Annotated in this window: 21 protein-coding genes; 11 read left to right on the forward strand and 10 right to left on the reverse strand. The window is 69.1% G+C overall.

Annotated elements, in window-relative coordinates:
• Positions 1-42: 42 nt before the first annotated feature.
• The 3 genes from ACZZZF_RS06380 to ACZZZF_RS06390 all read left to right on the forward strand — a co-directional run bounded on the left by ACZZZF_RS06380 (position 43) and on the right by ACZZZF_RS06390 (position 3,612).
• Positions 43-1,401 carry an ABC transporter substrate-binding protein gene (locus ACZZZF_RS06380; RefSeq protein WP_320491256.1) on the forward strand — a complete coding sequence of 453 codons (1,359 nt, stop codon included), beginning with the start codon at positions 43-45 and terminating at the stop codon, positions 1,399-1,401.
• 65 nt (positions 1,402-1,466) lie between these two features.
• Entirely contained in the window at positions 1,467-3,209 is a 1,743-nt protein-coding gene (locus ACZZZF_RS06385) for a glycoside hydrolase family 35 protein (protein ID WP_463497586.1), read from the forward strand.
• A 37-nt stretch (positions 3,210-3,246) separates the two neighbouring features.
• Positions 3,247-3,612, forward strand: coding sequence for an HNH endonuclease (locus tag ACZZZF_RS06390; protein ID WP_053099033.1), 366 nt, complete (start codon positions 3,247-3,249; stop codon positions 3,610-3,612).
• A gap of 9 nt (positions 3,613-3,621) precedes the next feature.
• On the opposite strand, the gene ACZZZF_RS06395 is transcribed toward ACZZZF_RS06390, so the two are convergent.
• Both ACZZZF_RS06395 and ACZZZF_RS06400 read right to left on the reverse strand, forming a co-directional pair.
• Positions 3,622-4,143: a GAF domain-containing protein gene (locus ACZZZF_RS06395; protein WP_072590948.1), complete on the reverse strand. Its 522-nt coding sequence runs from the start codon at positions 4,141-4,143 to the stop codon at positions 3,622-3,624.
• Positions 4,140-4,637 carry a metallophosphoesterase family protein gene (locus tag ACZZZF_RS06400; RefSeq protein WP_463497588.1) on the reverse strand — a complete coding sequence of 166 codons (498 nt, stop codon included), beginning with the start codon at positions 4,635-4,637 and terminating at the stop codon, positions 4,140-4,142. Before ACZZZF_RS06400 ends, ACZZZF_RS06395 begins: the two co-directional genes overlap by 4 nt.
• A gap of 147 nt (positions 4,638-4,784) precedes the next feature.
• On the opposite strand from ACZZZF_RS06400, the gene ACZZZF_RS06405 reads away from it, so the two are divergent.
• Positions 4,785-6,245, forward strand: coding sequence for an MFS transporter (locus tag ACZZZF_RS06405; RefSeq protein WP_463497590.1), 1,461 nt, complete (start codon positions 4,785-4,787; stop codon positions 6,243-6,245).
• 62 nt (positions 6,246-6,307) lie between these two features.
• Here ACZZZF_RS06405 and ACZZZF_RS06410 read toward each other — a convergent pair whose 3' ends face one another.
• On the reverse strand, positions 6,308-7,339 hold the full coding sequence (locus ACZZZF_RS06410) for a S66 family peptidase (RefSeq protein ID WP_463497593.1): 1,032 nt from the start codon (positions 7,337-7,339) through the stop codon (positions 6,308-6,310).
• Between the two features lie 93 nt (positions 7,340-7,432).
• On the opposite strand from ACZZZF_RS06410, the gene ACZZZF_RS06415 reads away from it, so the two are divergent.
• A complete protein-coding gene (locus ACZZZF_RS06415; protein ID WP_053095473.1) occupies positions 7,433-7,639 on the forward strand; it encodes a hypothetical protein in 207 nt (68 codons plus the stop codon).
• A 78-nt stretch (positions 7,640-7,717) separates the two neighbouring features.
• The gene (locus ACZZZF_RS06420; protein ID WP_056277840.1) at positions 7,718-9,601 is read left to right on the forward strand and encodes an ABC transporter ATP-binding protein; all 1,884 of its coding nucleotides are present in this window, start codon (positions 7,718-7,720) and stop codon (positions 9,599-9,601) included.
• Between the two features lie 161 nt (positions 9,602-9,762).
• Here the strand turns inward: ACZZZF_RS06420 and ACZZZF_RS06425 are convergent, their stop codons facing one another.
• A complete protein-coding gene (locus ACZZZF_RS06425; RefSeq protein WP_053095471.1) occupies positions 9,763-11,625 on the reverse strand; it encodes a phosphoenolpyruvate carboxykinase (GTP) in 1,863 nt (620 codons plus the stop codon).
• A 109-nt stretch (positions 11,626-11,734) separates the two neighbouring features.
• Here ACZZZF_RS06425 and ACZZZF_RS06430 point away from each other — a divergent pair, with 109 nt between their 5' ends.
• Complete coding sequence (locus ACZZZF_RS06430) at positions 11,735-13,177, forward strand: XRE family transcriptional regulator (RefSeq protein ID WP_056277833.1); 1,443 nt, start codon at positions 11,735-11,737, stop codon at positions 13,175-13,177.
• Positions 13,178-13,196: 19 nt separating this feature from the next.
• Here the strand turns inward: ACZZZF_RS06430 and ACZZZF_RS06435 are convergent, their stop codons facing one another.
• Together ACZZZF_RS06435 and ACZZZF_RS06440 are read right to left on the reverse strand one after the other, a co-directional pair.
• On the reverse strand, positions 13,197-14,258 hold the full coding sequence (locus tag ACZZZF_RS06435) for a winged helix DNA-binding domain-containing protein (protein WP_463497596.1): 1,062 nt from the start codon (positions 14,256-14,258) through the stop codon (positions 13,197-13,199).
• Positions 14,259-14,294: 36 nt separating this feature from the next.
• Entirely contained in the window at positions 14,295-15,743 is a 1,449-nt protein-coding gene (locus ACZZZF_RS06440) for a glyceraldehyde-3-phosphate dehydrogenase (RefSeq protein WP_463497599.1), read from the reverse strand.
• Positions 15,744-15,947: 204 nt separating this feature from the next.
• On the opposite strand from ACZZZF_RS06440, the gene ACZZZF_RS06445 reads away from it, so the two are divergent.
• Together ACZZZF_RS06445 and ACZZZF_RS06450 are read left to right on the forward strand one after the other, a co-directional pair.
• Positions 15,948-16,319 (forward strand): DMT family transporter, encoded by a 372-nt coding sequence (locus ACZZZF_RS06445; RefSeq protein ID WP_372984271.1) that lies wholly within the window; start codon positions 15,948-15,950, stop codon positions 16,317-16,319.
• Positions 16,316-16,639 carry a DMT family transporter gene (locus ACZZZF_RS06450; protein ID WP_372984270.1) on the forward strand — a complete coding sequence of 108 codons (324 nt, stop codon included), beginning with the start codon at positions 16,316-16,318 and terminating at the stop codon, positions 16,637-16,639. The genes ACZZZF_RS06445 and ACZZZF_RS06450 overlap by 4 nt, the downstream gene beginning before the upstream one ends.
• Positions 16,640-16,854: 215 nt before the next feature.
• On the opposite strand, the gene ACZZZF_RS06455 is transcribed toward ACZZZF_RS06450, so the two are convergent.
• Positions 16,855-17,520: an SDR family oxidoreductase gene (locus tag ACZZZF_RS06455; RefSeq protein WP_463497602.1), complete on the reverse strand. Its 666-nt coding sequence runs from the start codon at positions 17,518-17,520 to the stop codon at positions 16,855-16,857.
• A gap of 29 nt (positions 17,521-17,549) precedes the next feature.
• Positions 17,550-18,098, reverse strand: coding sequence for a hypothetical protein (locus tag ACZZZF_RS06460; protein ID WP_463497604.1), 549 nt, complete (start codon positions 18,096-18,098; stop codon positions 17,550-17,552).
• A gap of 58 nt (positions 18,099-18,156) precedes the next feature.
• Between ACZZZF_RS06460 and ACZZZF_RS06465 the strand changes: the two genes are divergently transcribed.
• Together ACZZZF_RS06465 and ACZZZF_RS06470 are read left to right on the forward strand one after the other, a co-directional pair.
• On the forward strand, positions 18,157-18,750 hold the full coding sequence (locus tag ACZZZF_RS06465) for a TetR/AcrR family transcriptional regulator (protein WP_222839151.1): 594 nt from the start codon (positions 18,157-18,159) through the stop codon (positions 18,748-18,750).
• A 152-nt stretch (positions 18,751-18,902) separates the two neighbouring features.
• Entirely contained in the window at positions 18,903-20,882 is a 1,980-nt protein-coding gene (locus tag ACZZZF_RS06470; protein WP_463497606.1) for a primary-amine oxidase, read from the forward strand.
• Between the two features lie 79 nt (positions 20,883-20,961).
• On the opposite strand, the gene murQ is transcribed toward ACZZZF_RS06470, so the two are convergent.
• A complete protein-coding gene (murQ, locus tag ACZZZF_RS06475; RefSeq protein WP_463497609.1) occupies positions 20,962-21,897 on the reverse strand; it encodes an N-acetylmuramic acid 6-phosphate etherase in 936 nt (311 codons plus the stop codon).
• Positions 21,887-22,837 (reverse strand): BadF/BadG/BcrA/BcrD ATPase family protein, encoded by a 951-nt coding sequence (locus ACZZZF_RS06480; RefSeq protein WP_463497611.1) that lies wholly within the window; start codon positions 22,835-22,837, stop codon positions 21,887-21,889. The genes murQ and ACZZZF_RS06480 overlap by 11 nt, the downstream gene beginning before the upstream one ends.
• Between the last annotated feature and the right edge of the window lie 73 nt (positions 22,838-22,910).

Genomic DNA, 22,910 nt, shown 5'->3' on the forward strand with positions numbered 1-22,910 from the left:
TGTCGGTCCGACGCTGGACCGCACCCCCGAAAGGACACAGCAATGAAGCACCTTCCCTCACCCGCCGCACGGCGCACCCTCACGGTGCTCGCGGCCGGAACCGTGGCAGCGCTGGCGCTGGCCGGCTGCAGCACCGGCGACTCCGGCTCCGGCGGCAGCGCTGCCGGCGACGGCTCGTTCGACTCCGTCGAGGCCGCTCTCGAGAAGGGCGGCGAGATCACGTACTGGTCGTGGACCCCCTCCGCCGAGGCTCAGGTCGAGGCGTTCGAGAAGGAGTACCCGAACGTCAAGGTGAACGTGGTCAACGCGGGCACCAACAACGAGGAGTACACCAAGCTGCAGAACGCCATCAAGGCGGGCTCCGGCGCCCCCGACGTCGTGCAGATGGAGTACTACGCCTTCCCGCAGTTCGCGCTGACGGATGCCTTCGTCGACCTCTCGCAGTACGGCTTCGCCGACTTCGAGGACGACTACACCGCCTCGACCTGGAACTCCGTCACCGACGGCGACGCGATCTACGGCCTCCCGCAGGACTCCGGCCCCATGGCGCTCTTCTACAACAAGGCCGTGTTCGACGCCGCCGGCGTCACCGTACCCACCACGTGGGACGAGTACTACGAGGCGGCGAAGGCGATCCACGCCGCGAACCCCGACGCCTACATCACGAACGACACCGGCGACGCCGGCTTCGCGACCTCGATGATCTGGCAGGCCGGCGGCAAGCCGTTCGAGACGTCGGGCACCGACGTCACGATCGACCTGCAGGACGACGGATCGAAGAAGTGGACCGAGAACTGGAACCGCCTCGTCGAGGAGGACCTGCTCGCGCCCTACGGCAGCTGGAGCGACGAGTGGTTCCGCGCTCTCGGCGACGGCAGCCTCGCGACCCTCGTGATCGGCGCCTGGATGCCGGGCAACCTGATCACGGGCGCCCCCGACGGTGCCGGTGACTGGCGCGTCGCTCCGATGCCGACCTACGACGGCACCCCGGCGACCGCGGAGAACGGCGGCGGCGGCCAGGCCGTGACCACGCAGAGCAAGAACCCGGCACTCGCCGCCGGATTCCTGTGGTGGCTGAACAACTCGGAGGAGAGCATCTCGACGTTCCTCGAGTCCGGCGGATTCCCGTCGACGACCGCCGAGCTGTCGAGCGAGGAGTTCCTCGCCGACGCGCCCGAGTACTTCGGCGGCCAGAAGATCAACGAGGTCCTCGCCGCAGCGGCCGACGACGTGGTCGAGGGCTGGAGCTACCTGCCCTACCAGGTCTACGGCAACAGCATCTTCGGAGACACCGTGGGCCAGTCGTACCAGAACGGCACCGACCTGAACGAGGGCCTCATGACCTGGCAGGACGCGCTGGTCGAGTACGGCAACTCGCAGGGCTTCGCCGTCAACAAGTAATCGCACGTCCGGGCCGGACGGGGACTCGCTCTCCGTCCGGCCCTCCCCATCGAAAGCACCTCATCGTGACCTCCTTCTCCATCGGCGAGACAGACTTCCTCCGCGCCGGGCTCCCCCACCAGGTGATCTCCGGTGCCATCCACTACTTCCGGGTGCACCCCGACCAGTGGCAGGACCGCATCCGCAAGGCCCGTCTGATGGGACTCAACACGATCGAGACCTACGTCGCATGGAACGCTCACGAGCCTCGGCGCGGCGAGTGGGATGCCACGGGCTGGAACGACCTGGGCCGGTTCCTCGACCTGATCCAGGCGGAGGGCATGGATGCGATCGTGCGGCCCGGCCCCTACATCTGCGCCGAGTGGCACAACGGCGGGCTGCCGAACTGGCTCACCGCGGGCGAGCGCGAGCTGCGCTCCTCCGAGCCGACGTTCCTCGCCGATGTCAGCGACTACCTCCGCCGGGTCTACGACATCGTCGCGCCCCGGCAGATCGACCGTGGCGGCTCGGTCGTGCTCGTGCAGATCGAGAACGAGTACGGCGCGTACGGCTCGGACAAGGACTACCTCGAGGCGCTCGTCGCCCTCACCCGAGAAGCCGGTATCACCGTGCCCCTCACCACGGTCGACCAGCCGACCGATCGGATGCTGGCAGACGGCAGCCTCCCCGAGCTGCACAAGACCGGATCCTTCGGATCGCGCAGCGCCGAGCGCCTCGCCACCCTGCGCTCCCACCAGCCCACCGGCCCCCTGATGTGCTCCGAGTTCTGGGACGGCTGGTTCGACTGGTGGGGCGGCGTGCATCACACGACCGACGTGGACACCGCCGCCGCCGATCTCGACGAGCTGCTGGCCGCGGGGGCCTCGGTGAACATCTACATGTTCCACGGCGGCACGAACTTCGGTCTCACGAACGGTGCCAACCACAAGGGCCGCTACCTGCCGATCGTCACGTCATATGACTACGACGCGCCTCTCGACGAGGCCGGCAACCCGACCGCGAAGTTCTTCGCCTTCCGCGACGTCATCGCGAAGTACGCGCCCGTCCCCGACGAGCTGCCCGCCGCGGCCACCGCGGCACCGGTCTTCTCCGTGCCGCTGAAGCCGGCGGGATCATGGACGGATGCCGCGGCATCGACGCCCGCATCCGCAGTTCCGCGGACATTCGACGAGCTGGAGCACCTGAGCGCTCTGATCCGGTACGACGTCGAGCTTCCCGAAGGGCGCGGCGGTCAGCTCGTGCTCGACGAGGTGCGCGACCTCGCCTGGGTGAGCGTCGACGGCCAGCCCGTCGGCACGCTCTCCCGCACCCGTCACGACCGTTCCCTGCGGATTCCCGCGGGACGGACGCTCAGCGTCCTCGTCGAGGAGGGCGGCCGCGTGAACTACGACCACCGACTCGGCGAGCAGAAGGGTCTGATCGGCGCTCCTGCCCTCGACGGCACGCCGCTGACCGGCTGGCACTCGACGGCGCTGGACGTCGCAGGGATCGCGGCGGAGATCGGCTTCAGCGGCGGGAACACGTCGAGCGGCCCGGGAAGCGCACCCTCTGCGTGGGTCGCAGACTTCGCGCTCGACTCCGCCGCCGACCTGTTCCTCGACACCGTTGCCTGGAGCAAGGGCTATGCGTTCGTCAACGGGTTCTTCCTCGGACGGTACTGGCGCAACGGGCCGCAGCGCACCCTCTTCGTGCCGGCCCCGGCGACGCGAGCGGGAGACAACCGGCTCATCGTGCTCGAGTTGGAGCAGCTGCTCGCGCCCACGGCCGACTTCGTGCCGGCGCTCGCTCTCGGCGACACCGAGGAATAGATCACAGGCACGGGCATCCGCCCAGTACCGTGTGTCTGTGCCGCGCCGAAGATTCTCCACCCCCACGCCCGCTGCGCGCGCCCGTCATGCGAAGCGGCGCCGGGGCCGGGTGGCCAGAGCGGACAACGACCTCACCGCCGAGCAGTGGGCCTCGCTGCAGGAGGCCTGGGGCGGATGTGCATACTGCGGAGCGGGCGACATCGCGCTCCAACGCGACTGCGTGATGCCGATCTCCCGCGGCGGTCGCTACACCGTCGAGAACGTGGTGCCCGCGTGCGGGTCCTGCAACGCGAGCAAGCGCAACGACGAGGTCACGTCGTGGCTCCGACGCAAGCGACTCGACGAGCGCGCTTTCCTCAGCCGGTATGACGCCATTCTCCGCGACCTGCGCCCGACCGACTGATCGAGCCCGTCACCCGCTGCGGCGGGACTTCCAGACGGCCGCGGTGAGGTGCGCGGCGTCGGCCCGGGTGATGCTCTGCCAGTTGCGACCGCCCCGCGCGAACGACTCGTGCACGCCGGACGGCACCGCGGCCGGCTCCACCGGACGATCGAGCCAGTCGCACGCGCGCACGTGCACGAGGTCGACTGCACGGGCTTCGCCCGACGCGTCGTAGCGCCAGGGCCCGGCGATCCGGCCGAGCCACAGCAGTCCGTCGACGTCGCGCGTCCAGACGAACGACCCCTCGGAAACCGAGGAGAACCTCTCGAGCCTGCGCGCCGCCCGCTCACCGAAGGCGGCATCGACTGCGGCGAGCGCGTCGGCCGGCGACTCCGGGATGCGGTCGAGGCGACCTCCCACTCCGCAGACCCCGATCCGCAGCGCGCGCTCGACCGCGAGCCCCTCGCGCACCCCGTCGTCGCGCGATCGCATCGGGGCGCGGTACGCCGCGGGAACCTCGATGTCGTTACCCGCGCGAGGTGCGGTGGTCATGCGAGCGGCACCAGCGTGGCGTCGACCCGTGCGCCGTCGATCGCCACCGACATCATCGTGCAGACGGGCTGCCTGCGGCGGTCGGTCGGCGACCCCGGGTTCAGCAGGCGCATCCCGGATGGGGCGACGGTGTCCCACGGGATGTGGGAGTGGCCGAACACGAGCAGGTCGACGCCCGGGAACGCCGCATCCATCCGCTCCTCGCGCCGCTGCTTCGGTCCGGTCTCGTGCACCACGGCGACCTCGACGTCCTCGACCGTCAGCCGTGCGATCTCGGGCAGTCGCTCTCGCAGCGCGGGGCCGTCGTTGTTCCCGTGGACGCCGACGAGCAGCCGCGACCGGGACTCGATCAGATCCAGCGTCGCGAGGTCGATCCAGTCCCCCGCGTGCACGACGATGTCGGCGTCGGCGACCGCTCGCAGCACCGCGTCGGGCAGTCGCTTGGCACGGGCGGGCACATGCGTATCGGCGATCAGCAGCAGTCTCGTCGTCACGGTTCTCCGTCTCGGGTGGGCACGGGCATCCGCCTCCGACTCTACGCACGCGGTCCAGCGGGATGTCATACGCACCCAGCAAACGTTCAGGAAGGCGTAGGATCTCTCGGTGCCTTGGTATACCGGGCCATGGATCTAAGGAGCTGTATGAGTACGTCCACCGCCCCCGCGAACCCGCGTTCGCGTGTCATCACGGCGAGCCTGGTCGGCACCACGATCGAGTTCTACGACTTCTACGCCTATGCGACAGCGGCCGTGCTCGTGTTCCCCGTGCTGTTCTTCCCCACCGGCAACGACACCACGTCGCTGCTGTCATCGTTCGCCGTGTTCGGCGCCGCCATGGTCGCCCGCCCCATCGGCGCGGTCGTCTTCGGCCACTTCGGCGACAAGTTCGGACGCAAGGCGACTCTCGTCGCCTCGCTGCTCACGATGGGCATCGCGACCTTCATCATCGGCCTTCTTCCCACGTTCCAGCAGATCGGCTGGTGGGCGGCACTGCTGCTGCTGATCCTGCGCCTCGCTCAGGGCTTCGCCCTCGGCGGCGAGTGGTCGGGTGCCGCGCTGGTCGCCACCGAGAACGCTCCGGCCGGCAAGCGCGCCTGGTACGGCACGTTCCCGCAGCTGGGCGCGCCGCTCGGCTTCATCATCGCCAACTTCCTCTTCCTCGGCATCAACTGGCTGCTTCCCCACGTCGACAACCCCGCACTGAAGTCCGAGGCCTTCCTGTCGTGGGGCTGGCGCATCCCGTTCCTCTTCTCGGCCGTCATGGTCATCATCGGCCTGTGGGTGCGTCTGAAGCTCGTCGAGTCCGACACCTTCAAGAAGGCCGAGAAGAAGGGCGCGATCCGCAAGCTGCCCCTCGCGACCGTGTTCCGCCACCACTGGAAGCAGCTGATCCTCGGCACGTTCATCATGCTGGCGACGTACGTGCTGTTCTACCTGATGACCAACTTCACCCTCGCGTACGGCACCAAGCCGGCCACGCTCGAGACGGCGTCCGCCGCCGCTCAGGCCGCTGCCGAGGCGACGGGCAAGGACTTCGACGCGTCGGCCTTCGCCGCGCAGTTCTATCCGGGACTCGGGTTCGCCTACACGGACTTCGTGCTCATGCAGATCGTCGGCGTCGTGTTCTTCGGCATCTTCACCCTGCTCTCCGGTCCCATCGCCGACACGATCGGGCGTCGCAAGCTGCTGCTGTGGGTCACCGGGCTCATCATCGTGTTCGGCTTCACGTTCAATGCGTTCCTGCTCCCCGCGATGGACCCGAAGTTCACGGGCGCCCTCGCGCAGGCGTTCCTCGTGTTCGGGTTCATGCTCATGGGCGCGACGTTCGGTCCGATGGGAGCGCTGCTGCCCGAGCTCTTCCCGACGAACGTCCGCTACACGGGATCCGCGATCTCCTACAACGTCTCGTCGATCCTCGGCGCAGCCGTCGCTCCGCTCATCGCGCTCTGGCTCTGGGAGCTCGGCGACGGCGCTCCGTGGCTGGTGGGACTGTACCTGTCGGCGATGGGCGTGCTGACCTTCATCGCGCTCCTGCTGTCGAAGGAGACCAAGGACAACGACTACGAATCGGATCTCGGAGTCGCGGCCGCCGTCGAACTCTGACGCGCTCGTCCACACGAAGGGCGGCATCTCCTCGGGAGGTGCCGCCCTTCGTCGTCCGGCGGTCAGTAGGCGGCATGGACGGTGCGCGTCGAGCCGTCGAGCACCATCGTCCCGCCGAACGGGACGATCCACTGCGGCCGCGTGTGGCCGAAAGGCACCCCGACGCAGACCACCGCGTCGGGGTTGTACCGCGAGACCGTCTCGATCACCGCATCCCGTTGCGCGGCACGCAGCGCGTCGGCCTCGGTGGGCGAGGGGAGGAACTCGAAATCGCTCACGGGCGGACGCGCGACGACCACTCCCGCGACCACATCGAGGATGCCGCGCTCACCCAGCCCGCGCAGCCATCGCGCCACCCAGCTCGCCGGCGGACGTTCCTCGCTGGTCTCGAGCAGCAGGATCCCGCCGCGCAGGTCGTACGCCGAGGGCAGCCTGTCGGCCAGCGCGAGCTGATCGACGACCTCGAGGCAGCCGCCCCAGGTGCGACCTTCGACGCGGACAGCCGGACCCGACCAGGTCCAGTCCTCGGTCGCGACCCGATCGCCGTATTCGCTGAGAGCGCGCGGGTCCGTCCAGCGCCTCCCCACGTCCTCCGACTCTCCGGGCTCCGTGATCTCGACCGTGCCGCCGTCGAGCAGCGCCGCGCGCAGCGACCGCAGATGCACGTCGTCGACAGCAGGCCCCGGACCGAGATGCACGGCCGTGGATCCGCCGTAGTAGCCGCGGATCCCGAGGCTCCACAGCCAGTTGAGGATGTTGGTGTTGTCGCTGTAGCCGAGGAACGGCTTCGGGTCGGCCTGGGCGAGCGCGGCGTCGAGGTGCGGCACCACCAGGATCTGGTCGTCCCCGCCGATCGTCGCCAGGATCGCCCGGATGCTCGGGTCGGCGAAGGCCGCGTTCACATCGGCGGCCCGGGCTTCAGGACTCGCATCGAGCTGCCGCGTGGTCGGATACTCGACCGGGATCAGTCCGGTCAGCGGCTCGAGTCGGCTGAGCGCCTGCTCGTGGAGCTCGGGCGCGACCGCGGGCGCGGCGAAGGCGGGCGACAGGACGGCGACGCGGTCGCCGGGCACGGGTTTCGATGCGGACAGCATCGGCCCAGTCTCGCATCCTGAGCACGGAGATGAACGTCAATGCATGTTGACAAGGGGTCGATCGTCAACAAGTATTGACGCAGGAGGTTCCCCATGACCATGAAGACCGCCATCGCACAGGATGACGCGGGCGAGCCGCTCTCGGAGCTCCACCGCCTCGCCGCTCTGCGCAGCGAGCTGGCCAGGGCCGAGGAGACACAGGTGCGACGGGCGCGCAATCTCGGCTATTCCTGGCAGGCGATCGCGAGCTCCCTCGGCGTCTCGAAGCAGGCGGCGCACCGCCGTTTCGGCAGGCACTGACACTCATACAGCCCATCCACAGGATCCGCCCGCACACGAAGTACGGTCGAACTACCCCCTTTCAGAACGAGGTCCCGCATGTCCAGCACGGCGACATCACGCCGACGCGGACGCGGCGCGCACTACGACGGCCCGCGCGCCACTTTCCGCCAGCTCCTCCCCTTCCTCTTCGAGCACAGGCGCACGCTCATCGTCGTCGCTGTGCTCAGCGTCTTCGGGGCGGCCACCTCGCTCGCGCAACCGCTGCTGGTCGGGCAGCTCATCGAAGCCGTGCAGTCCGACCAGGGCCTCGGGATCCTGGTGTGGGTCCTCGTCGGTCTCGTGATCGTGTCGTCGATCATCTCCGGCTACCAGCACTATCTGCTGCAGCGCACCGGCACCGCGGTCGTGTACTCGAGCCGTCGCAAGCTGATCTCGCGCATCCTTCACCTGCCCATCAGCGAGTTCGACGCCCGCCGGACCGGAGACCTCGTCTCGCGCGTGGGCACCGACACGACACTGCTCTACGCCGTGCTCACCCAGGGACTGGCGGATGCCGTCGGCAGCGCGATCCTCTTCCTCGGCGCGCTGATCGCCATGCTCGTGATCGACCCGGTCCTGCTGCTGCTCATCGTCGTCGTGATCGGAGCCTCGGTCGTCGTCGTCACGGCGCTCAGCGGCCGCATCCGCACCGCGTCCACCGCTCAGCAGGAGAAGGTCGGCGAACTCGCCTCCGGGGTCGAGCGCGCCGTCGGCTCGATCCGCACCGTGCGCGCCTCGGGAGCCACCGAGCGCGAGACCGAGACCGTGTCGGCGCTCGCCTCGGAGGCCTACGGCATCGGGGTGCGGATCGCCAAGATCTCGTCGCTCGTGGTCCCCATCGCCGGAGTCGCACTGCAGGTGTCGCTCCTGGTGGTGCTGGGCGTCGGCGGCTTCCGGGTCGCGGCCGGCACGATCACGATCGCCTCGCTGATCACGTTCATCCTGTTCCTGTTCATGCTCGTGATGCCGCTCGCCACCACCTTCGGGGCGATCACCTCGGTGAACCAGGCACTCGGCGCCCTCGGCCGCATCCAGGAGGTGCTGAACCTGCCGACGGAGACCCAGCACGACGCCGAGATCGCCGCGTCCGTCCCCCGTGATGCGGCAGACCCCCTCGCTCCGGCGATCGAGTTCCGTGACGTGCGCTTCCGCTATCCCGAGAACGTGGTCGCCGCTCGCCTCGCCGCCGCGAAGGAGGCGCAGACGCTTCTGGCCGACGCGCACCTCGAACCGACCGACGACTCGGCCGCCGTGGCGGAGCGCGAGGTGCTGCGCGGCGTCTCGTTCGCGGTGCCCCGAGGTGCGCGCGTCGCGCTCGTCGGGCCCAGCGGTGCCGGCAAGAGCACGATCCTCTCGCTCGTGGAGCGCTTCTACGACCCGACGGGCGGTTCGATCCGCCTCTACGGCCACGACTCGCGCACCTACCCGCGCGACGAGCTGCGCGCGCAGTTCGGCTACGTCGAGCAGGACGCCCCCACCCTCGCCGGCACGCTCGGCGACAACCTGCGTCTCGCCTCGCCGGATGCCTCGGATGCGGCCTGCGAACAGGTGCTGCGCGCGGTGAACCTGGGCGACGTGCTCGATCGCGATCCGCTGCGTCTCGATGCCCCCGTCGGCGAAGACGGCGTGATGCTCTCAGGAGGAGAACGCCAGCGTCTCGCGATCGCCCGCGCGCTGCTCACCGACGCACCGATCCTGCTGCTCGACGAGTCGACCTCGTCGCTCGACGGCGTGAACGAGCAGCGCATGCGCGAGGCCATCGACGCGGTCTCGACCGATCGCACCCTCATCGTGATCGCTCATCGACTGTCGACCGTCGTCGACAGCGATCTCATCGTCGTGCTGCAGGACGGCGCAGTGGTCGGTCAGGGCACTCACGCCGAGCTGATCGAATCGACGCCGCTCTATCGCGACCTGGCTCGGCACCAGCTGCTCGCCTGAGCGTCGCGGCAGGGGCGCACGCGGTCAGCGCGGGAGAAGTACGCGAAGGCGGGATGCCGGAGACCACTCAGCCATGGGTTCGTCTCTGACGTCCCGCCTTCGCGGGTCTGGGGCCACGGGGGCCGTGGAGCGCCGGCTCCCCCGAACCGGCGCCCGGTCTGTCACGCCTTGTCGAGGCGGTAGCGCAGCGAGGCGAGCTCGGCCCGGAGGGCGGCGGGGACCTTGTCGCCGAAGGTGTCGTAGAACTCCTCGGTGAGGTCGGCCTCGGTCTTCCAGGCGTCGGTGTCGATCGAGAAGAGCTCCTCGAGGTCGGCCTCGGGCACGTCGATGCCGTCGAGATTGAGGTCCTCGATCAGCGGCAGGCGACCGATCGGGCTGTCGACCGTCGAGACCTCGCCGGAGACGCGACGGATGATCCAGTCGACGACTCGCGAGTTGTCGCCGAATCCGGGCCACAGGAAGCGGCCGTCCGCGCCACGACGGAACCAGTTCACCTGGAAGATGCGCGGTGCGCGGTCGAACCGGAGACCACGGCCGACCTTCAGCCAGTGACCGAAGTAGTCGGCCATGTTGTAGCCGCAGAACGGGAGCATGGCGAACGGATCGCGACGCAGCTCGCCGACCTTGCCCTCCGCAGCCGCGGTGCGCTCGGACGAGATGTTGGAGCCGAGGAACACGCCGTGGGTCCAGTCGGTGGCCTCGACGACGAGCGGCACATTGGTCGCCCGACGTCCGCCGAAGAGGATCACGTCGAGCGGCACCGCCTCCTCCCAGTCCTCCGAGATCTGCGGGCACTGCGCGGCCGAGACCGTGAAGCGCGAGTTCGGGTGCGCGGCGGGGCGGCCGGAGTCCGGCGTCCAGTCGTTGCCCTCCCAGTCCGTGAGGTGGGCGGGCGCCTGATCGGTCAGACCCTCCCACCAGACGTCTCCGTCGGGGCGGAGTGCGACGTTCGTGAAGATCGTGTTGCCCCAGAGGGTCTCGACCGCCGTGACATTCGTCGACTCGCCCGTGCCCGGCGCGACGCCGAAGAACCCGGCTTCCGGGTTGATCGCCCAGAGGCGGCCGTCTTCACCGGGGCGGATCCACGCGATGTCGTCGCCGAGCGTCTCGACGCGCCATCCCGGGATGGTCGGGCGCAGCATCGCGAGGTTCGTCTTGCCGCACGCGGAGGGGAACGCCGCAGCCACGTGGTACGCCTTGCCCGTAGGATCGATCACCCGGATGAGCAGCATGTGCTCGGCGAGCCAGCCCTCGTCGCGGGCGATGACCGAGGCGATGCGCAGGGCGAAGCACTTCTTCGCGAGGATCGCGTTGCCGCCGTAGCCCGAGCCGAAGGAGTAGACCTCGAGCGTCTCGGGGAAGTGCACGATGTACTTGTCGTCGTTGCAGGGCCACTCGACGTCGGGCTCTCCCGCAGCGAGCGGCGCGCCGACGGAGTGCACGGTCTTGACCCACGGAGCGCCGTCGGCGATCTGGCGGGTGACCGCATCGCCGACGCGCGTCATGATGCCGATCGACGCGACGGCGTAGGCGCTGTCGGTGACCTGGACGCCGATGTGCGAGAGCGGTCCCCCGACGGGCCCCATCGAGAAGGGCACGACGAACATCGTGCGGCCTCGCATGGATCCCTCGAAGATCTCGGTCATCTTCTCGCGCATCTGCGCAGGAGGAGCCCAGTTGTTGGTCGGGCCGGCATCCTCTTCGCTCTCGGACGAGATGTAGGTGCGGCCCTCCGTGCGTGCGACGTCGCTGGGGTGCGAGCGGGCGAGGTACGAGCCGGGACGCCACTCGGGGTTCAGCTTGATCAGCTTGCCCTCGTCGACGAGCCCGCGCAGCAGCCAGTCGTTCTCGGCACGCGAGCCGTCGACCCAGTGGATCGAGGCCGGCTGCGTGAGCGCCGCGATCTCATCGACCCAGGCGGCGAGCTCTGCCATCGCAGGGGTGTCATACGTCGGAGCCGTCCCGAAGGTGCGCACAGGTGCGACAGATGATGCTCGGGGGGTGAAGACTTCGGCGATCGCCATGACTACTCCTTTGAAGTGAGGGGCGTTTGTTCCATCTTCTTCCGGTTCGTGCACGACTTTCTGCCATTCCGGGCGATAAGAATCACGCTTCTTTCGCTAGTATCAAGGAATGGCTCCTTCCGGCATCCACCTCGCGACTCTCGGCCACCGCATCAGGCACCACCGCCTCGAGAAGGGCTTCACGCTCGATGAGCTGGGCGCACTCGTCGGCGTCGCCGGTTCGCAGCTGAGCCTGATCGAGAACGGCAAGCGCGAACCGAAGCTCTCGCTGCTGCAGGCCATCGCGCTGGCGACGGGCACCGAGGTCACCGACCTCATCTCGGGCGAGCCGCCGAACCGTCGCGCCGCTCTCGAGATCGAACTCGAACGCGCCCAGGAGAGCCCGGTGTTCCGGCAGCTCGGCATCGCCCCCGTGCGCGTCACGAAGGGGATGAGCGACGAGACGATCGAGTCGCTTCTGGGCCTTCATCGCGAACTCCAGCGACGCGAACGAGAGGCGATCGCCACGCCCGAAGAAGCCAGACGAGCGAACACCGAGCTGCGTCTGCGGATGCGCGAGCAGAACAACTACCTCGCGGACATCGAGAGACTCGCCGAGAAGCAGCTGCGGTCCGCCGGGCACGTACAGGGCGCGCTGACGCACCGCACCGTGAGCATCATGGCCGACAAGCTCGGATTCGAACTGATCTACGTCAACGATCTGCCGCACTCGACCCGCTCGGTCACCGACCTCGAGAACGGGCGCATCTACCTGCCGCCCGCATCGATCCCCGGGGGTCACGGCCTGCGGTCCATGGCACTGCAGGCGATGGCGCACCGACTGCTCGGCCACACCCCGCCCACCGACTACGCCGACTTCCTGCAGCAGCGGCTCGAGATCAACTACTTCGCCGCCGCGTGCCTGATGCCCGAGACGGCGTCCGTCGCCTTCCTGCAGCAGGCGAAGAAGGATCGCAACCTCGCGGTCGAAGACTTCCGCGACGCATTCGGCGTGACCCACGAAGCGGCCGGGATGCGCATGACGAACCTCCTCACCCAGCACCTGGGCATGTCACTGCACTTCCTCCGTGTCGACGCCACCGGTGCGATCACGAGGGTCTACGAGAACGACGACCTCCCCCTGCCGATGGACGTCACGGGCGCTGTCGAGGGCCAGCGGGTGTGCCGGAAGTTCCAGGCGCGCGCGGCGTTCACGCAGCAGAACCGCACGAACGAACACCACCAGTACACCGACACACCCTCCGGCACCTTCTGGTGCTCGACGCAGACCGGCGCCTCGACCGACGGCGAGTTCTCGATCACGGTGGGCGTTCCCTTCGACGACGCGCGCTGGTGGCGTGGGCGCGAGACCGCCGACCGCGCGGTCTCGACCTGCCCGGATGAGGCGTGCTGCCGCCGCCCCTCGGCCGACCTCACCGAACGGTGGAACGGGAAGGCCTGGCCGAGCGCCCGCGTGCACACCCACATGTTCTCGCCGCTCCCCCGTGGCGCGTTCCCCGGCGTCGATGACAACGAGGTCTACAACTTCCTCGGACGTCACGCGAGCGAGTGATCCGCGCCGACTCGGCGACTCAGCCGTCGAGGAAGCGCGTGAACCGAGCGAGGGCCGCCCGCACCGCCTCGTCGTCGACCGGCCGCGAATCCGGCACTGAGTCGAAGAGCTCCGGCGGAGACCCGAGCGAGGCGCTCGCGTGCGTCCAGCATCCGATCACCCGGCCGTCGGCGACGAGCGTCGCCCGCACCATGCCGTTCTTGCCCGGCCCGACGAGAGCGAGATGCTCAGGGGCGCAGACGTCCGTGCGGTCGGCGTAGGAGATGTAGTACTCGTCGAAGGCTCCGAGCGCCAGCACCGCCGGGGCACTCGATGACCGCCGCGGACGAGCGACGCCGATGAACATACCCTCGTCGACCTCGGCCACGCGCGCCGCCGCGCGATCTCGCGCCTCGCGCGCCTGCCCCAGCGTGAGGCCGGACCACCAGGCGAAGTCCGCGACGCCGGCCGGACCGTGCCCGTCGATGTAGCGCACGAAGAGCTCGGCGAGCGGATCGTCGGGCGCCGCATGCTCGCTGATGTGCTGCTCGACGAGCACGAAGCGCTGCTCCCGGCTCACACCATCGCGCGCGACGACCGGACCCTGGCAGATCAGCCCGTCGAGCGTGAGCTCGCTCAGCAGATGGATGCCGCGCTGCCCGGCGGGATCGATGCCGATACCGGCGAACACCTCGAACATCTCGGCCCGCGTGAGTCCTCCGTCGCGCAGACGCGGCACCGCCGCCGCCACGACCGCGGCGACCATCGACGCATCGATCCCGAGATCGCGACGCCTGCCCGCCGCCTGCTGACGCTGCCGCGCGGCGGTCACCGAGAGCACCCAACGCAGGTCACGCGCCGGGATGATGTGCAGCGTGCCGCGCATGGTCCACGCGCGCACCAGGTCGCCCCGGGCGAAGGCCCGGTCGACCGCGCGGAGCGGCGGCTCGCCACGGGTGCGCGAAGCCAGGACCCACCGTCCGGCGGTGAAGTCCTGGCTCTGCACCGCGAGCATGTGCGACGCGGCATCCGTCACCGTGCGCGCCGGAGCGCTGAGACGATGCGAGCGGAGCCGCTCGGCGCGCAGAGTCGCGGTCTTCATGCCCTCATCATGCCGGGCACGACCGACATCGCGCACTCACCCGTGCAGCGTCACCTCGCGACGTTCCGGCAGCACGATGGGGTGCGAGCCCGCCATGACCTCGAGCACGCGGATCACCTGGCAGGAGTAGCCGTACTCGTTGTCGTACCAGACGTACAGCACGACGTCGCGGTCGTCCGCGATGGTCGCGAGACCGTCGACGATGCCCGCGCGATGCGAGCCGACGAAGTCCGTCGAGACGACCTCGGGGCTCTCGACGTAGTCGATCTGCTGACGCAGCTTCGAGTGCAGCGAGACGCGACGCAGGTAGTCGTTCAGCTCGTCCTTGACCGCGGGGCGCTCGAGGCCGAGGTGCAGCACGGCCAGCGAGACGTCGGGGGTCGGCACGCGGATCGCAGAGCCGGTGAGCTTGCCCTCGAGCTCGGGCAGCGCTCGCGCGACGGCCTTGGCCGCCCCCGTCTCGGTGATCACCATGTTGAGCACGGCCGAGCGGCCGCGACGATCGCCGCTGTGGAAGTTGTCGATCAGGTTCTGGTCGTTGGTGAACGAGTGCACGGTCTCGACGTGCCCGCGCACGATCCCGTAGGCCTCATCGATCGCCTTGAGCACGGGGGTGATGGCGTTCGTCGTGCAGGAGGCGGCGGTGATGATGCGGTCGTCCGCCTCGATCGTGTCATCGTTGATCCCGTGCACGATGTTCTTCAGCGCGCCCTTGCCGGGTGCGGTGAGCAGCACGCGAGCGACGCCGGTCGATTCCAGGTGCCGGCTGAGTCCTGCGTCGTCGCGCCAGCGTCCCGTGTTGTCGACGACGATCGCGTCGTGGATGTCGTACGCCGTGTAATCGATCGTCGAGGGGTCGTCGGAATAGATCACCTGGATGCGGGTGCCGTTCGCGATGATCTGGTCGGCGTCCTCATCGACCGTCACGGAGCCTGCGAAGCGGCCGTGCACCGAGTCGCGCAGCAGCAGCGACGCGCGCTTCACGAGGTCGTTCTCGGATCCTCGACGCACCACGATCGCGCGCAGTCGCAGACCGCTGCCACCCCCGTTGTGCGCGACGAGGATGCGGGCGAGCAGCCGCCCGATGCGACCGAAGCCGTACAGCACGACGTCGGTGGGCGCTGCCGCGACCGCACCCATCGCCGGCGCGAGCACCTCGGCCAGGTACGCGTCGAGGGGCAGGTCACTGTCGGCGTGGCCCGCGGCGAGGCGCGCGAGGTCGAGCGACGACGCACCGGGTGCGAGTTCGTGTACCGCCTCGAGCACCCCGAGGGTCTCGTCGAGCGGGAGCTGTTCATGCCCGAGCTGCGCCACCCTGTCGTGCACCTCGACGATGCCGGTGGCCGAGAGGCCGAGAAGTCGGTGGCCGTGGAGGGAGGTGACCACGTCGCGTTCGCGCTTGAGAGCGCCGATGAGCGGGATCATCCGCTCGGCCAGCTCTTCTCTCGCCGTCCAGTCGTCGTAGGGTGCGGCGGTTACGTTCATCTGCGTCCTTGCATGTGTGAGCGCGCCGAGGTCGCCGGCGCGCGAGATTGCCGGGTGAGCTTCGGGGGATGCGTCCAGGGTACGCGCCGCGCGGCAGGGTTCTGAAATCGCGGCCTGTCGCCCGTCGTTCACCCACACGACAGGGAATCCTGCGACCATCCGACGCGTTGTCCCCCGGGCACGCCCCGCGTCGAAAGGCTCCATATGACCGCCCCCTCCCGCCCGTCGGCGTGGCCACCGCTGCTGATCGCGATCGTCCTCGAGGTGTCGGCCACCCTGTCGCTGCGGGCCGCCGAGGGTTTCACCCATCCGCTGTGGCTGATCCCCGTCGTGATCGGCTACACCGGCTCGCTCTGGCTGCTGTCGATCGTGCTGGATCGAGGGATGCCCGTGGGTGTGGCCTACGGCATCTGGGCCGCGATCGGCGTCGTCCTCACCGCGATCATGGGCACGGTGCTCTTCGGCGAGCTTCTCGGGACGGTGCAGATCATCGGGATCGGCGCGATCGTGCTCGGTGTGCTGCTCGTCGAGCTCGGATCCCACTCACGCGAGACACCGGTCGAGGTGGCGTCGTGACCTGGGCGCTCCTCGCCCTCGCGATCGCGAGCGAGGTCACCGCGACCCTCAGTCTGCGCGCGTCTGAAGGCCTCCGACGCCGAGGGTGGATCCCCGTGATCGTCGTCGGCTATCTCGCCGCGTTCACACTGCTCGGCACGATCCTCGCCATGGGCATGCCGGTGGGCGTCGCCTACGGAGTATGGTCAGCGGCCGGCGTCGCGATCACGGCGATCCTGGGCCGAGTGATCTTCAAGGATCACTTCTCAGTCATGATGGCGATCGGCGTCGCACTGATCGCCCTGGGCGTCGTGCTGATCGAGTTCGGCGGAGCGCACTGACGCTTCCCGCCTGCGGCGCTGTGCATCCAGACGGCGGTCGATGATCGAGTACCACGTCACGAACACCGCGGTGATTCCGAGAAAGATGCCCAGCACCGCAGCCATCAACAGCCCGCTCGCGGTGCCATCGGCGGGAACAGCGAGGACGTCTGTTGCGAATTCTGCAGCCGTGGGCAGCGACCCGTCCATGGTGCGAGGCTAACGGAGAGGGGGATTCAGTAGCGAGCCGAGAACGCACCGTCGCTCTTGAGCAACTGACCCGAGACCCAGCGCCCTTCATCCGAGACCAGGAACTCTACGAGCGCCGCAACGTCTTCGGGCCGTCCGAGCCGCGCTTGCGGCGTCGCCTCAGTGAGCGCGACTCGCGTGTCGTCATCCATCCAGCCGGTGTCGATCGGGCCGGGGTTGAGGACGTTCGCTGAAATCCCTCGCGTCCCTAGCTCCCGCGCGGCTGAGATAACGAGCCGATCGAGAGCGCCCTTCGACGACCCGTACGGGAGGTTGCTCGTAACGTGATCACTGGTAAATGCGACGATCGCTCCACCGTGCTGGCCAGCCTGCCGAGCAAACGCGGCGATCAACAGAAGACTAGCTCGAGCGTTGACAGCGAGGCGGAGGTCAAAGCTCTCGGCAGTGGTGTCGAGCACACCGGACTGCACGTCATGAGCATGGCTCAGGATCAGCGCGGAGATAGTGCCGCGGGTGCGGTTCACCTCCGCAATGAGCGCCTCGGGACCCTCGCGAGTCGAAAGGTCAGCGGCGACGTCCGCATCGGTGAGATCGCTCGTGACCACCGTCCAGCCGGCATTCCAGAGGCGAGGCACGATACCGGCGGCGATGCTGTTCGCGCGCGCCGCGCCGGCAACGAGTGCGAGAGGCATCCGGCCACGCTACCGGAACCGAGCCGACCTCAGAACCCCACGCACATCACGGTGACTCCCGCCGCCATCGCCCACGACTCCACCGCGAGCAGGCGGGCGGTCCGCCCCTGATGCACGGGCACGAGCACCCACTCGGAGACGACCGTCCAGAGCACCACGCCGATGACTCCGGCTATCACGAGCACCGAGAGGAGTCCGTCGAGCCCATGCCCGCCGTGGCCGCCTGACTCGACCACCGACTGCGTCGCCCCACGCCCGTCACCCGCCGACAGGCTCTCGAACGAGCAGATCGCCATGACGAGCGACACCAGTGCGCGGTGGCAGCAGGTGGCGGCCGCGGGCGTTCCGCGCACGCCCGCCGTGCCGAGCATCGCGGAGACGAGGAGCACGAGTGCGGTCACCAGGCCGATCAGCGGATCGCCACCGCTCACCGCGATCACGATCATCGCCGCTGCCATGATCAGGGCGCTCTGCCTCCCCTGCCACGGCACAGCCCGCCAGACGGCGATGCACGCAGCGGCGGAGACGACGGCGGCGAGCGCCATCAGCCACGGTGCTGCGGGGAGGAGGTGATCCACACACGCATCATATTGATCAATCGCTCAAAATAGCGAGACCCGTGACTCATGCACCAGGATGGAGCATGTGCCCCGCGTCGTAGACCACGATGAGCGCCGCCGGCAGATCGCCGAGGCGCTGCTCGCCGTCGCCGCTCGCGACGGACATGAAGCGGTGTCGTCTCGCGCGGTCGCCAAAGAGCTCGGTGTCGCCACCGGCTCTCTCTGGCACTACTTCGACGGATTCGACGACGTCGTGCGTGCAGCCGCTGTGGAGATCACCCGACGCACCGACGAGCGCATCCGGTCGGTGACGACCGGGCTCCGCGGGCTGAGCAGACTCGACGCCCTCATGCGGGAGGTCCTCCCCGTCGACGCGGAGACGCGCACGGAAGCGTATGTCGTCGTCGGATTCTGGGGGCGCCTCGCGACCCTCGCCTCCGACCCGGACGCGGGGTCCCCCACTCGCGCGACCTGGCAGAACGGCATCAGCGAAGCCATCGACGAAGCGGTCGCCGACGGCGAGCTGTCCCCCACCACACCGAAGCACGCGGTGATGTCGCTGCTCCGTTCGATCACCTACGGACAGCAGGTGCTGGAGGTCACCGAGCCCCGTGGCGCGGACGCTCACCTCGCGGTGCTCGACAGCATCCTCGCGCCCTGGCGCGCCTGAGTCACTGCCACACCCCGCCCGCTCGCGACACCTGCCAGCCGCGCACGCTCACTCGGCCTGCTGACGATGTGCTCTTGTGCGCCCCGCCGCGCCGTCGTACCATCGACCCAATCCGTTTATTGAGCGAACGCTCGAAATAGTGAGGTACGCCGATGTCCCACCCCCAGCCCGTCACCATCGACAGGATCGCCGCGCCGCACCCGCTCGACCCCCTCACCGGCGAGGAGATCGCGGCGGCCCGAGCCGTGCTCGAGTCCGCCGGACTGCTCGGCGAGACCGTCCGCGTGCCGATGCTGCTGCCCGATGAGTCCACCAAGGAGGAGCTCGCCGCATGGAGGCCGGGCGCCCCCATCGATCGCCGCATCGACGCGACCCTGCTCGACACCGCGACCGGCGTCGCGAGCGAAGTCGTCGTCTCGATCACCCGCGGCGAGGTGCTGCGCGCCGAGCGGGTCCCCAACGATGCGCCACCCTACGGCCAGCCCCAGTACCTCTTCGAGGAGTACGAGCGCGCTGAGGCGATCGCGAAGGCGTCACCAGAATGGCAGGCGGCGATGACGCGCCGAGGGCTCGCCGCGCACATGGCTCTCGCGTTCTGCGGACCGCTCGCACCCGGGTACACCGGCCGCGCCGATGAGGTGGGCCGCCGGGTCATCCGCTCTCTCACCTTCCTCAAATACGACGAGCACGACTCCCCCTGGGCGCATCCCGTCGAAGGGCTGGTCGTGCACATCGACCTCACGACGAACAGCGTGATCCGCATCGACGACGAGGGCGACGTGCCGGTGCCGGCGGGCCACGGAAACTACTACCCCGAGGTGCAGGGCGCCGCGCGCACCTCGCTCAAGCCGATCGAGATCACGCAGCCGGAAGGCCCCAGCTTCGCCGTCAGCGGCTCGCTCGTCGAGTGGGAGAACTGGTCGATGCGGGTGAGCTTCAACGCTCGCGAGGGTCTCGTGCTGCACGACGTCAGGTTCGACGGACGGTCGGTTCTCAGTCGGGCGAGCGTGCCCGAGATGGTCGTGCCCTACGGCGACACCGCACCCGGGCGCTTCTGGATCAGCTACTTCGACGCCGGCGAGTACCTTCTCGGCAAGAACGCGAACCACCTCGAGCTCGGCTGCGACTGCCTGGGGGTGATCCGCTACCTCGACGGCTATGTCGCCGACGACCACGGCCATCCGGTGCGCATCCCGAACGTGGTGTGCATGCACGAGGAGGACTACGGCATCCTCTGGAAGCACACCGACCTCGCCGGCCGCTCGGACGTGCGCCGCTCGCGCCGCTTCGTGGTGTCGTACTTCTCGACGATCGGCAACTACGACTACGGGTTCTACTGGCACTTCTCCCTCGACGGCTCGATCGAGGTCGTCGCCAAGGCCACCGGGATCGTGTTCGCCGGCGCCGGCGAACCGGGGGTGCGGCAGAAGCACGCCACCGAGCTCGCGCCGGGCGTCTTCGCGCCGGTGCACCAGCACCTGTTCTGCGCACGGCTCGATGTCGCCGTCGACGGCGAGGAGAACCGTCTGGTCGAGATCGACGCGCAGCGCATCCCGATGGGGCCGGACAACCCGTTCGGCAATGCCTTCACGTGGTCGGAGACTCCGTTGCTCTCTGAGGGCGGGGCGCAGCGGGAGGCGGACACCTCGGTCGCGCGCGCGTGGGAGGTGCAGAGCACCACTCGGACGAATCACGTCGGCCGCCCCACGGCCTATCACCTGATCCCGGAGCCCACCGCTCTGCTGATGGCCGACCCCGCGTCATCCGTCGCCGCGCGTGCGGCGTTCGCGACCAAGCATCTCTGGGCCACCCGCCATGAACACGGGCAGATCTGGCCGGCCGGCCGGTATCCGAACGCGCACCAGGGAGGCTCCGGCCTGCCGGAGTACTCGGCGGGCGACCGTTCGCTCGACGGCGAGGACATCGTGCTGTGGCACACTTTCGGACTCACGCACTTCCCGCGCCCCGAGGACTGGCCGATCATGCCGGTCGACTATGCCGGATTCTGGTTCAAGCCGAACGGCTTCCTCGATCAGAACCCCGCCATGGACGTTCCTGAGTCGTCTCAGGCGCACGTCACCGAGGACGCCGGATGCTGCGGAGGTGGCGAGGGCTGCACCTGCTCCCATTGAGCCGCGGCGTCGGCCTCGGCGGTCGACACGGCGTCGTCATCGGGAACGCCCTGGCGGAAGCACGCGGCGAAGGTACCCCTCACGACAGTGCGGCGATCGCGATACGGAGGATGCCGTCGGCGCTGTCGAGCGCGTGGGCCGAGGCCTCTGCGGACGCCCCCGTGGCGACCATCAGGATCGCGAGCTTGACCGATCCCCCCGCCGCATCCAGGGCGGCGGAAGCCTGGTCGACCTCTGCGCCGGTGAGCTCCGTCACGGTGCGGATCGAGCGCGCGCGCAGCTTCTCGTTCGTCGCCTGAAGATCGACCATCACGCCGTGATAGGTCTTGCCGAGCTTGATCATCGACAGCGTGGTGAGCATGTTCACGACGAGCTTCTGGGCTGTTCCCGACTTCAGACGCGTCGATCCCGAGATGAACTCGGGCCCCGTGACCACCTCGATCGCGATCTCGGCGACCGCACCGATCTCGGATGCCGGATTCGAGGCGATCGCCACGGTGAGCGCGCCGACTCCCCGAGCGAACTCCAGACCGCCGACGACGTACGGGGTGCGACCCGACGCCGAGATCCCGACGACGGCGTCGCGCTCGGTGAGGCCGAGCTCGCGCAGCGAGGCCGCTGCCGCCGCGTCGTCGTCCTCGGCATTCTCGACCGCCGACCGGATGGCCGTCTCGCCTCCGGCGATCAGCCCCACCACCATCGAGGGGTCGGTGCCGAAGGTCGGCGGGCATTCGCTCGCGTCGAGAACTCCGACGCGGCCTGCGGTGCCCGCCCCGAGGTAGATGAGTCGTCCGCCGGCGCGGAAGCGGGCGGTGATGCCGTCGACCGCCGCGGCGATCTCCGCACTCCGCTCGCCGACGGCCGCCGGCACACGATGATCTTCCGCGTTCATGCGCCGCACGAGCTCATCGGTGTCGAGCAGATCGAGGTCGCCGCGATCGGTCGTCGACGCCTCGGTGCCGAGCGTCGAGAGGACGTCGAGGAGCGCGGTCAGTCTGGCGTGTTCATTCGGCACGATGCACGAACCTTTCGTGGGGAAGATCGGTGCGCTCCGCGAGCAGGAGCGCACCGTCGAGGGCGTCACCGGAGGAGACGACGACCGTGCGGTCAGCGGCGCGGAGCGCCTGGGCGAGCGACGAGCGGAACCAGACGTGGTCGGTGAGCCCTCCGTGCAGGGCGACCTCGCGACTGCTCGAGGACGCCGCGATCGCCGACGCGACGAGCAGGCGGATGCCCTCGGCGGCGATGTCCGCGGAGACGGCGTCGCCGCTCTGCGCCGCTTCGAGGAGCAGCGGCGCCAGAGTCGCGAGGCGGCGAGGCACCGGCCCGTCCATGGAGATCCAGGCGGGAACCGCGGTGGGCTCGCCGATCGTCGCCGCAACCGCATCGGTGAGCACGGTCTCGACCGCGAGCCCGACCGAGGCGCGCAGGACGGCACGCAGCGCCTCGCGCCCGAACCAGGATCCGCTGCCGAGGTCTCCCAGCTCGGGCCCCCACCCGTCGACCAGCGTCGCCACCTCGCCGTCGATGCCGAGGGCCGCAGCGCCCGTTCCGGCGATCAGCAGTACGCCCGCACCGCCCCCGAGCGCTCCGGCATGAGCGGACACCACGTCGGAGGTCACCGCGACGGGCACGTGAAAGGCATCGGCGAGGACGGCGGCGAGCTCTGATGCGGCCTCGGGGGCGGCCCAGGCTCCGGCCGCACCCACCGAGACCACGGAGATCTGTGCATCGAGATGATCTCTCATCGGCAGAATCGCGGCGAGAGCTGCGTCGACGCCGCCTGCGGCCGCGAGCCCGGGAGCCCCGATCCCGTCGTACACGGGACGCCGGGGCACTCGACGCTCATCGGCGGCAGAGACGACGCCAGAGTCGACACCGGATGATTCGGCGATCACGGCCCGGCAGCGCGACTTGCCGAGGTCGACGGCGACGAGAGCATGCGAAGAGGGCATGGAAATAGTCTACGCAAGAGCATCCGATCATGAAAGAATTGTTCACACGCCCGAAATCCGCCTCTGACGCAGG

Source organism: Microbacterium sp. AC215 (assembly GCF_979258645.1).

Excerpts from the sequence above, each read along its gene's own strand:
- ACZZZF_RS06380 (WP_320491256.1), top strand. The coding sequence starts at position 43 with ATGAAGCACCTTCCCTCACCCGCCGCACGGCGCACCCTCACGGTGCTC.
- ACZZZF_RS06395 (WP_072590948.1), bottom strand. The coding sequence starts at position 4,143 with ATGACCACCGCACCTCGCGCGGGTAACGACATCGAGGTTCCCGCGGCG.
- ACZZZF_RS06405 (WP_463497590.1), top strand. The coding sequence starts at position 4,785 with ATGAGTACGTCCACCGCCCCCGCGAACCCGCGTTCGCGTGTCATCACG.
- ACZZZF_RS06410 (WP_463497593.1), bottom strand. The coding sequence starts at position 7,339 with ATGCTGTCCGCATCGAAACCCGTGCCCGGCGACCGCGTCGCCGTCCTG.
- ACZZZF_RS06415 (WP_053095473.1), top strand. The coding sequence starts at position 7,433 with ATGACCATGAAGACCGCCATCGCACAGGATGACGCGGGCGAGCCGCTC.
- ACZZZF_RS06420 (WP_056277840.1), top strand. The coding sequence starts at position 7,718 with ATGTCCAGCACGGCGACATCACGCCGACGCGGACGCGGCGCGCACTAC.
- ACZZZF_RS06425 (WP_053095471.1), bottom strand. The coding sequence starts at position 11,625 with ATGGCGATCGCCGAAGTCTTCACCCCCCGAGCATCATCTGTCGCACCT.
- ACZZZF_RS06430 (WP_056277833.1), top strand. The coding sequence starts at position 11,735 with ATGGCTCCTTCCGGCATCCACCTCGCGACTCTCGGCCACCGCATCAGG.
- ACZZZF_RS06435 (WP_463497596.1), bottom strand. The coding sequence starts at position 14,258 with ATGAAGACCGCGACTCTGCGCGCCGAGCGGCTCCGCTCGCATCGTCTC.
- ACZZZF_RS06440 (WP_463497599.1), bottom strand. The coding sequence starts at position 15,743 with ATGAACGTAACCGCCGCACCCTACGACGACTGGACGGCGAGAGAAGAG.
- ACZZZF_RS06445 (WP_372984271.1), top strand. The coding sequence starts at position 15,948 with ATGACCGCCCCCTCCCGCCCGTCGGCGTGGCCACCGCTGCTGATCGCG.
- ACZZZF_RS06455 (WP_463497602.1), bottom strand. The coding sequence starts at position 17,520 with ATGCCTCTCGCACTCGTTGCCGGCGCGGCGCGCGCGAACAGCATCGCC.
- ACZZZF_RS06465 (WP_222839151.1), top strand. The coding sequence starts at position 18,157 with ATGGAGCATGTGCCCCGCGTCGTAGACCACGATGAGCGCCGCCGGCAG.
- ACZZZF_RS06470 (WP_463497606.1), top strand. The coding sequence starts at position 18,903 with ATGTCCCACCCCCAGCCCGTCACCATCGACAGGATCGCCGCGCCGCAC.
- ACZZZF_RS06480 (WP_463497611.1), bottom strand. The coding sequence starts at position 22,837 with ATGCCCTCTTCGCATGCTCTCGTCGCCGTCGACCTCGGCAAGTCGCGC.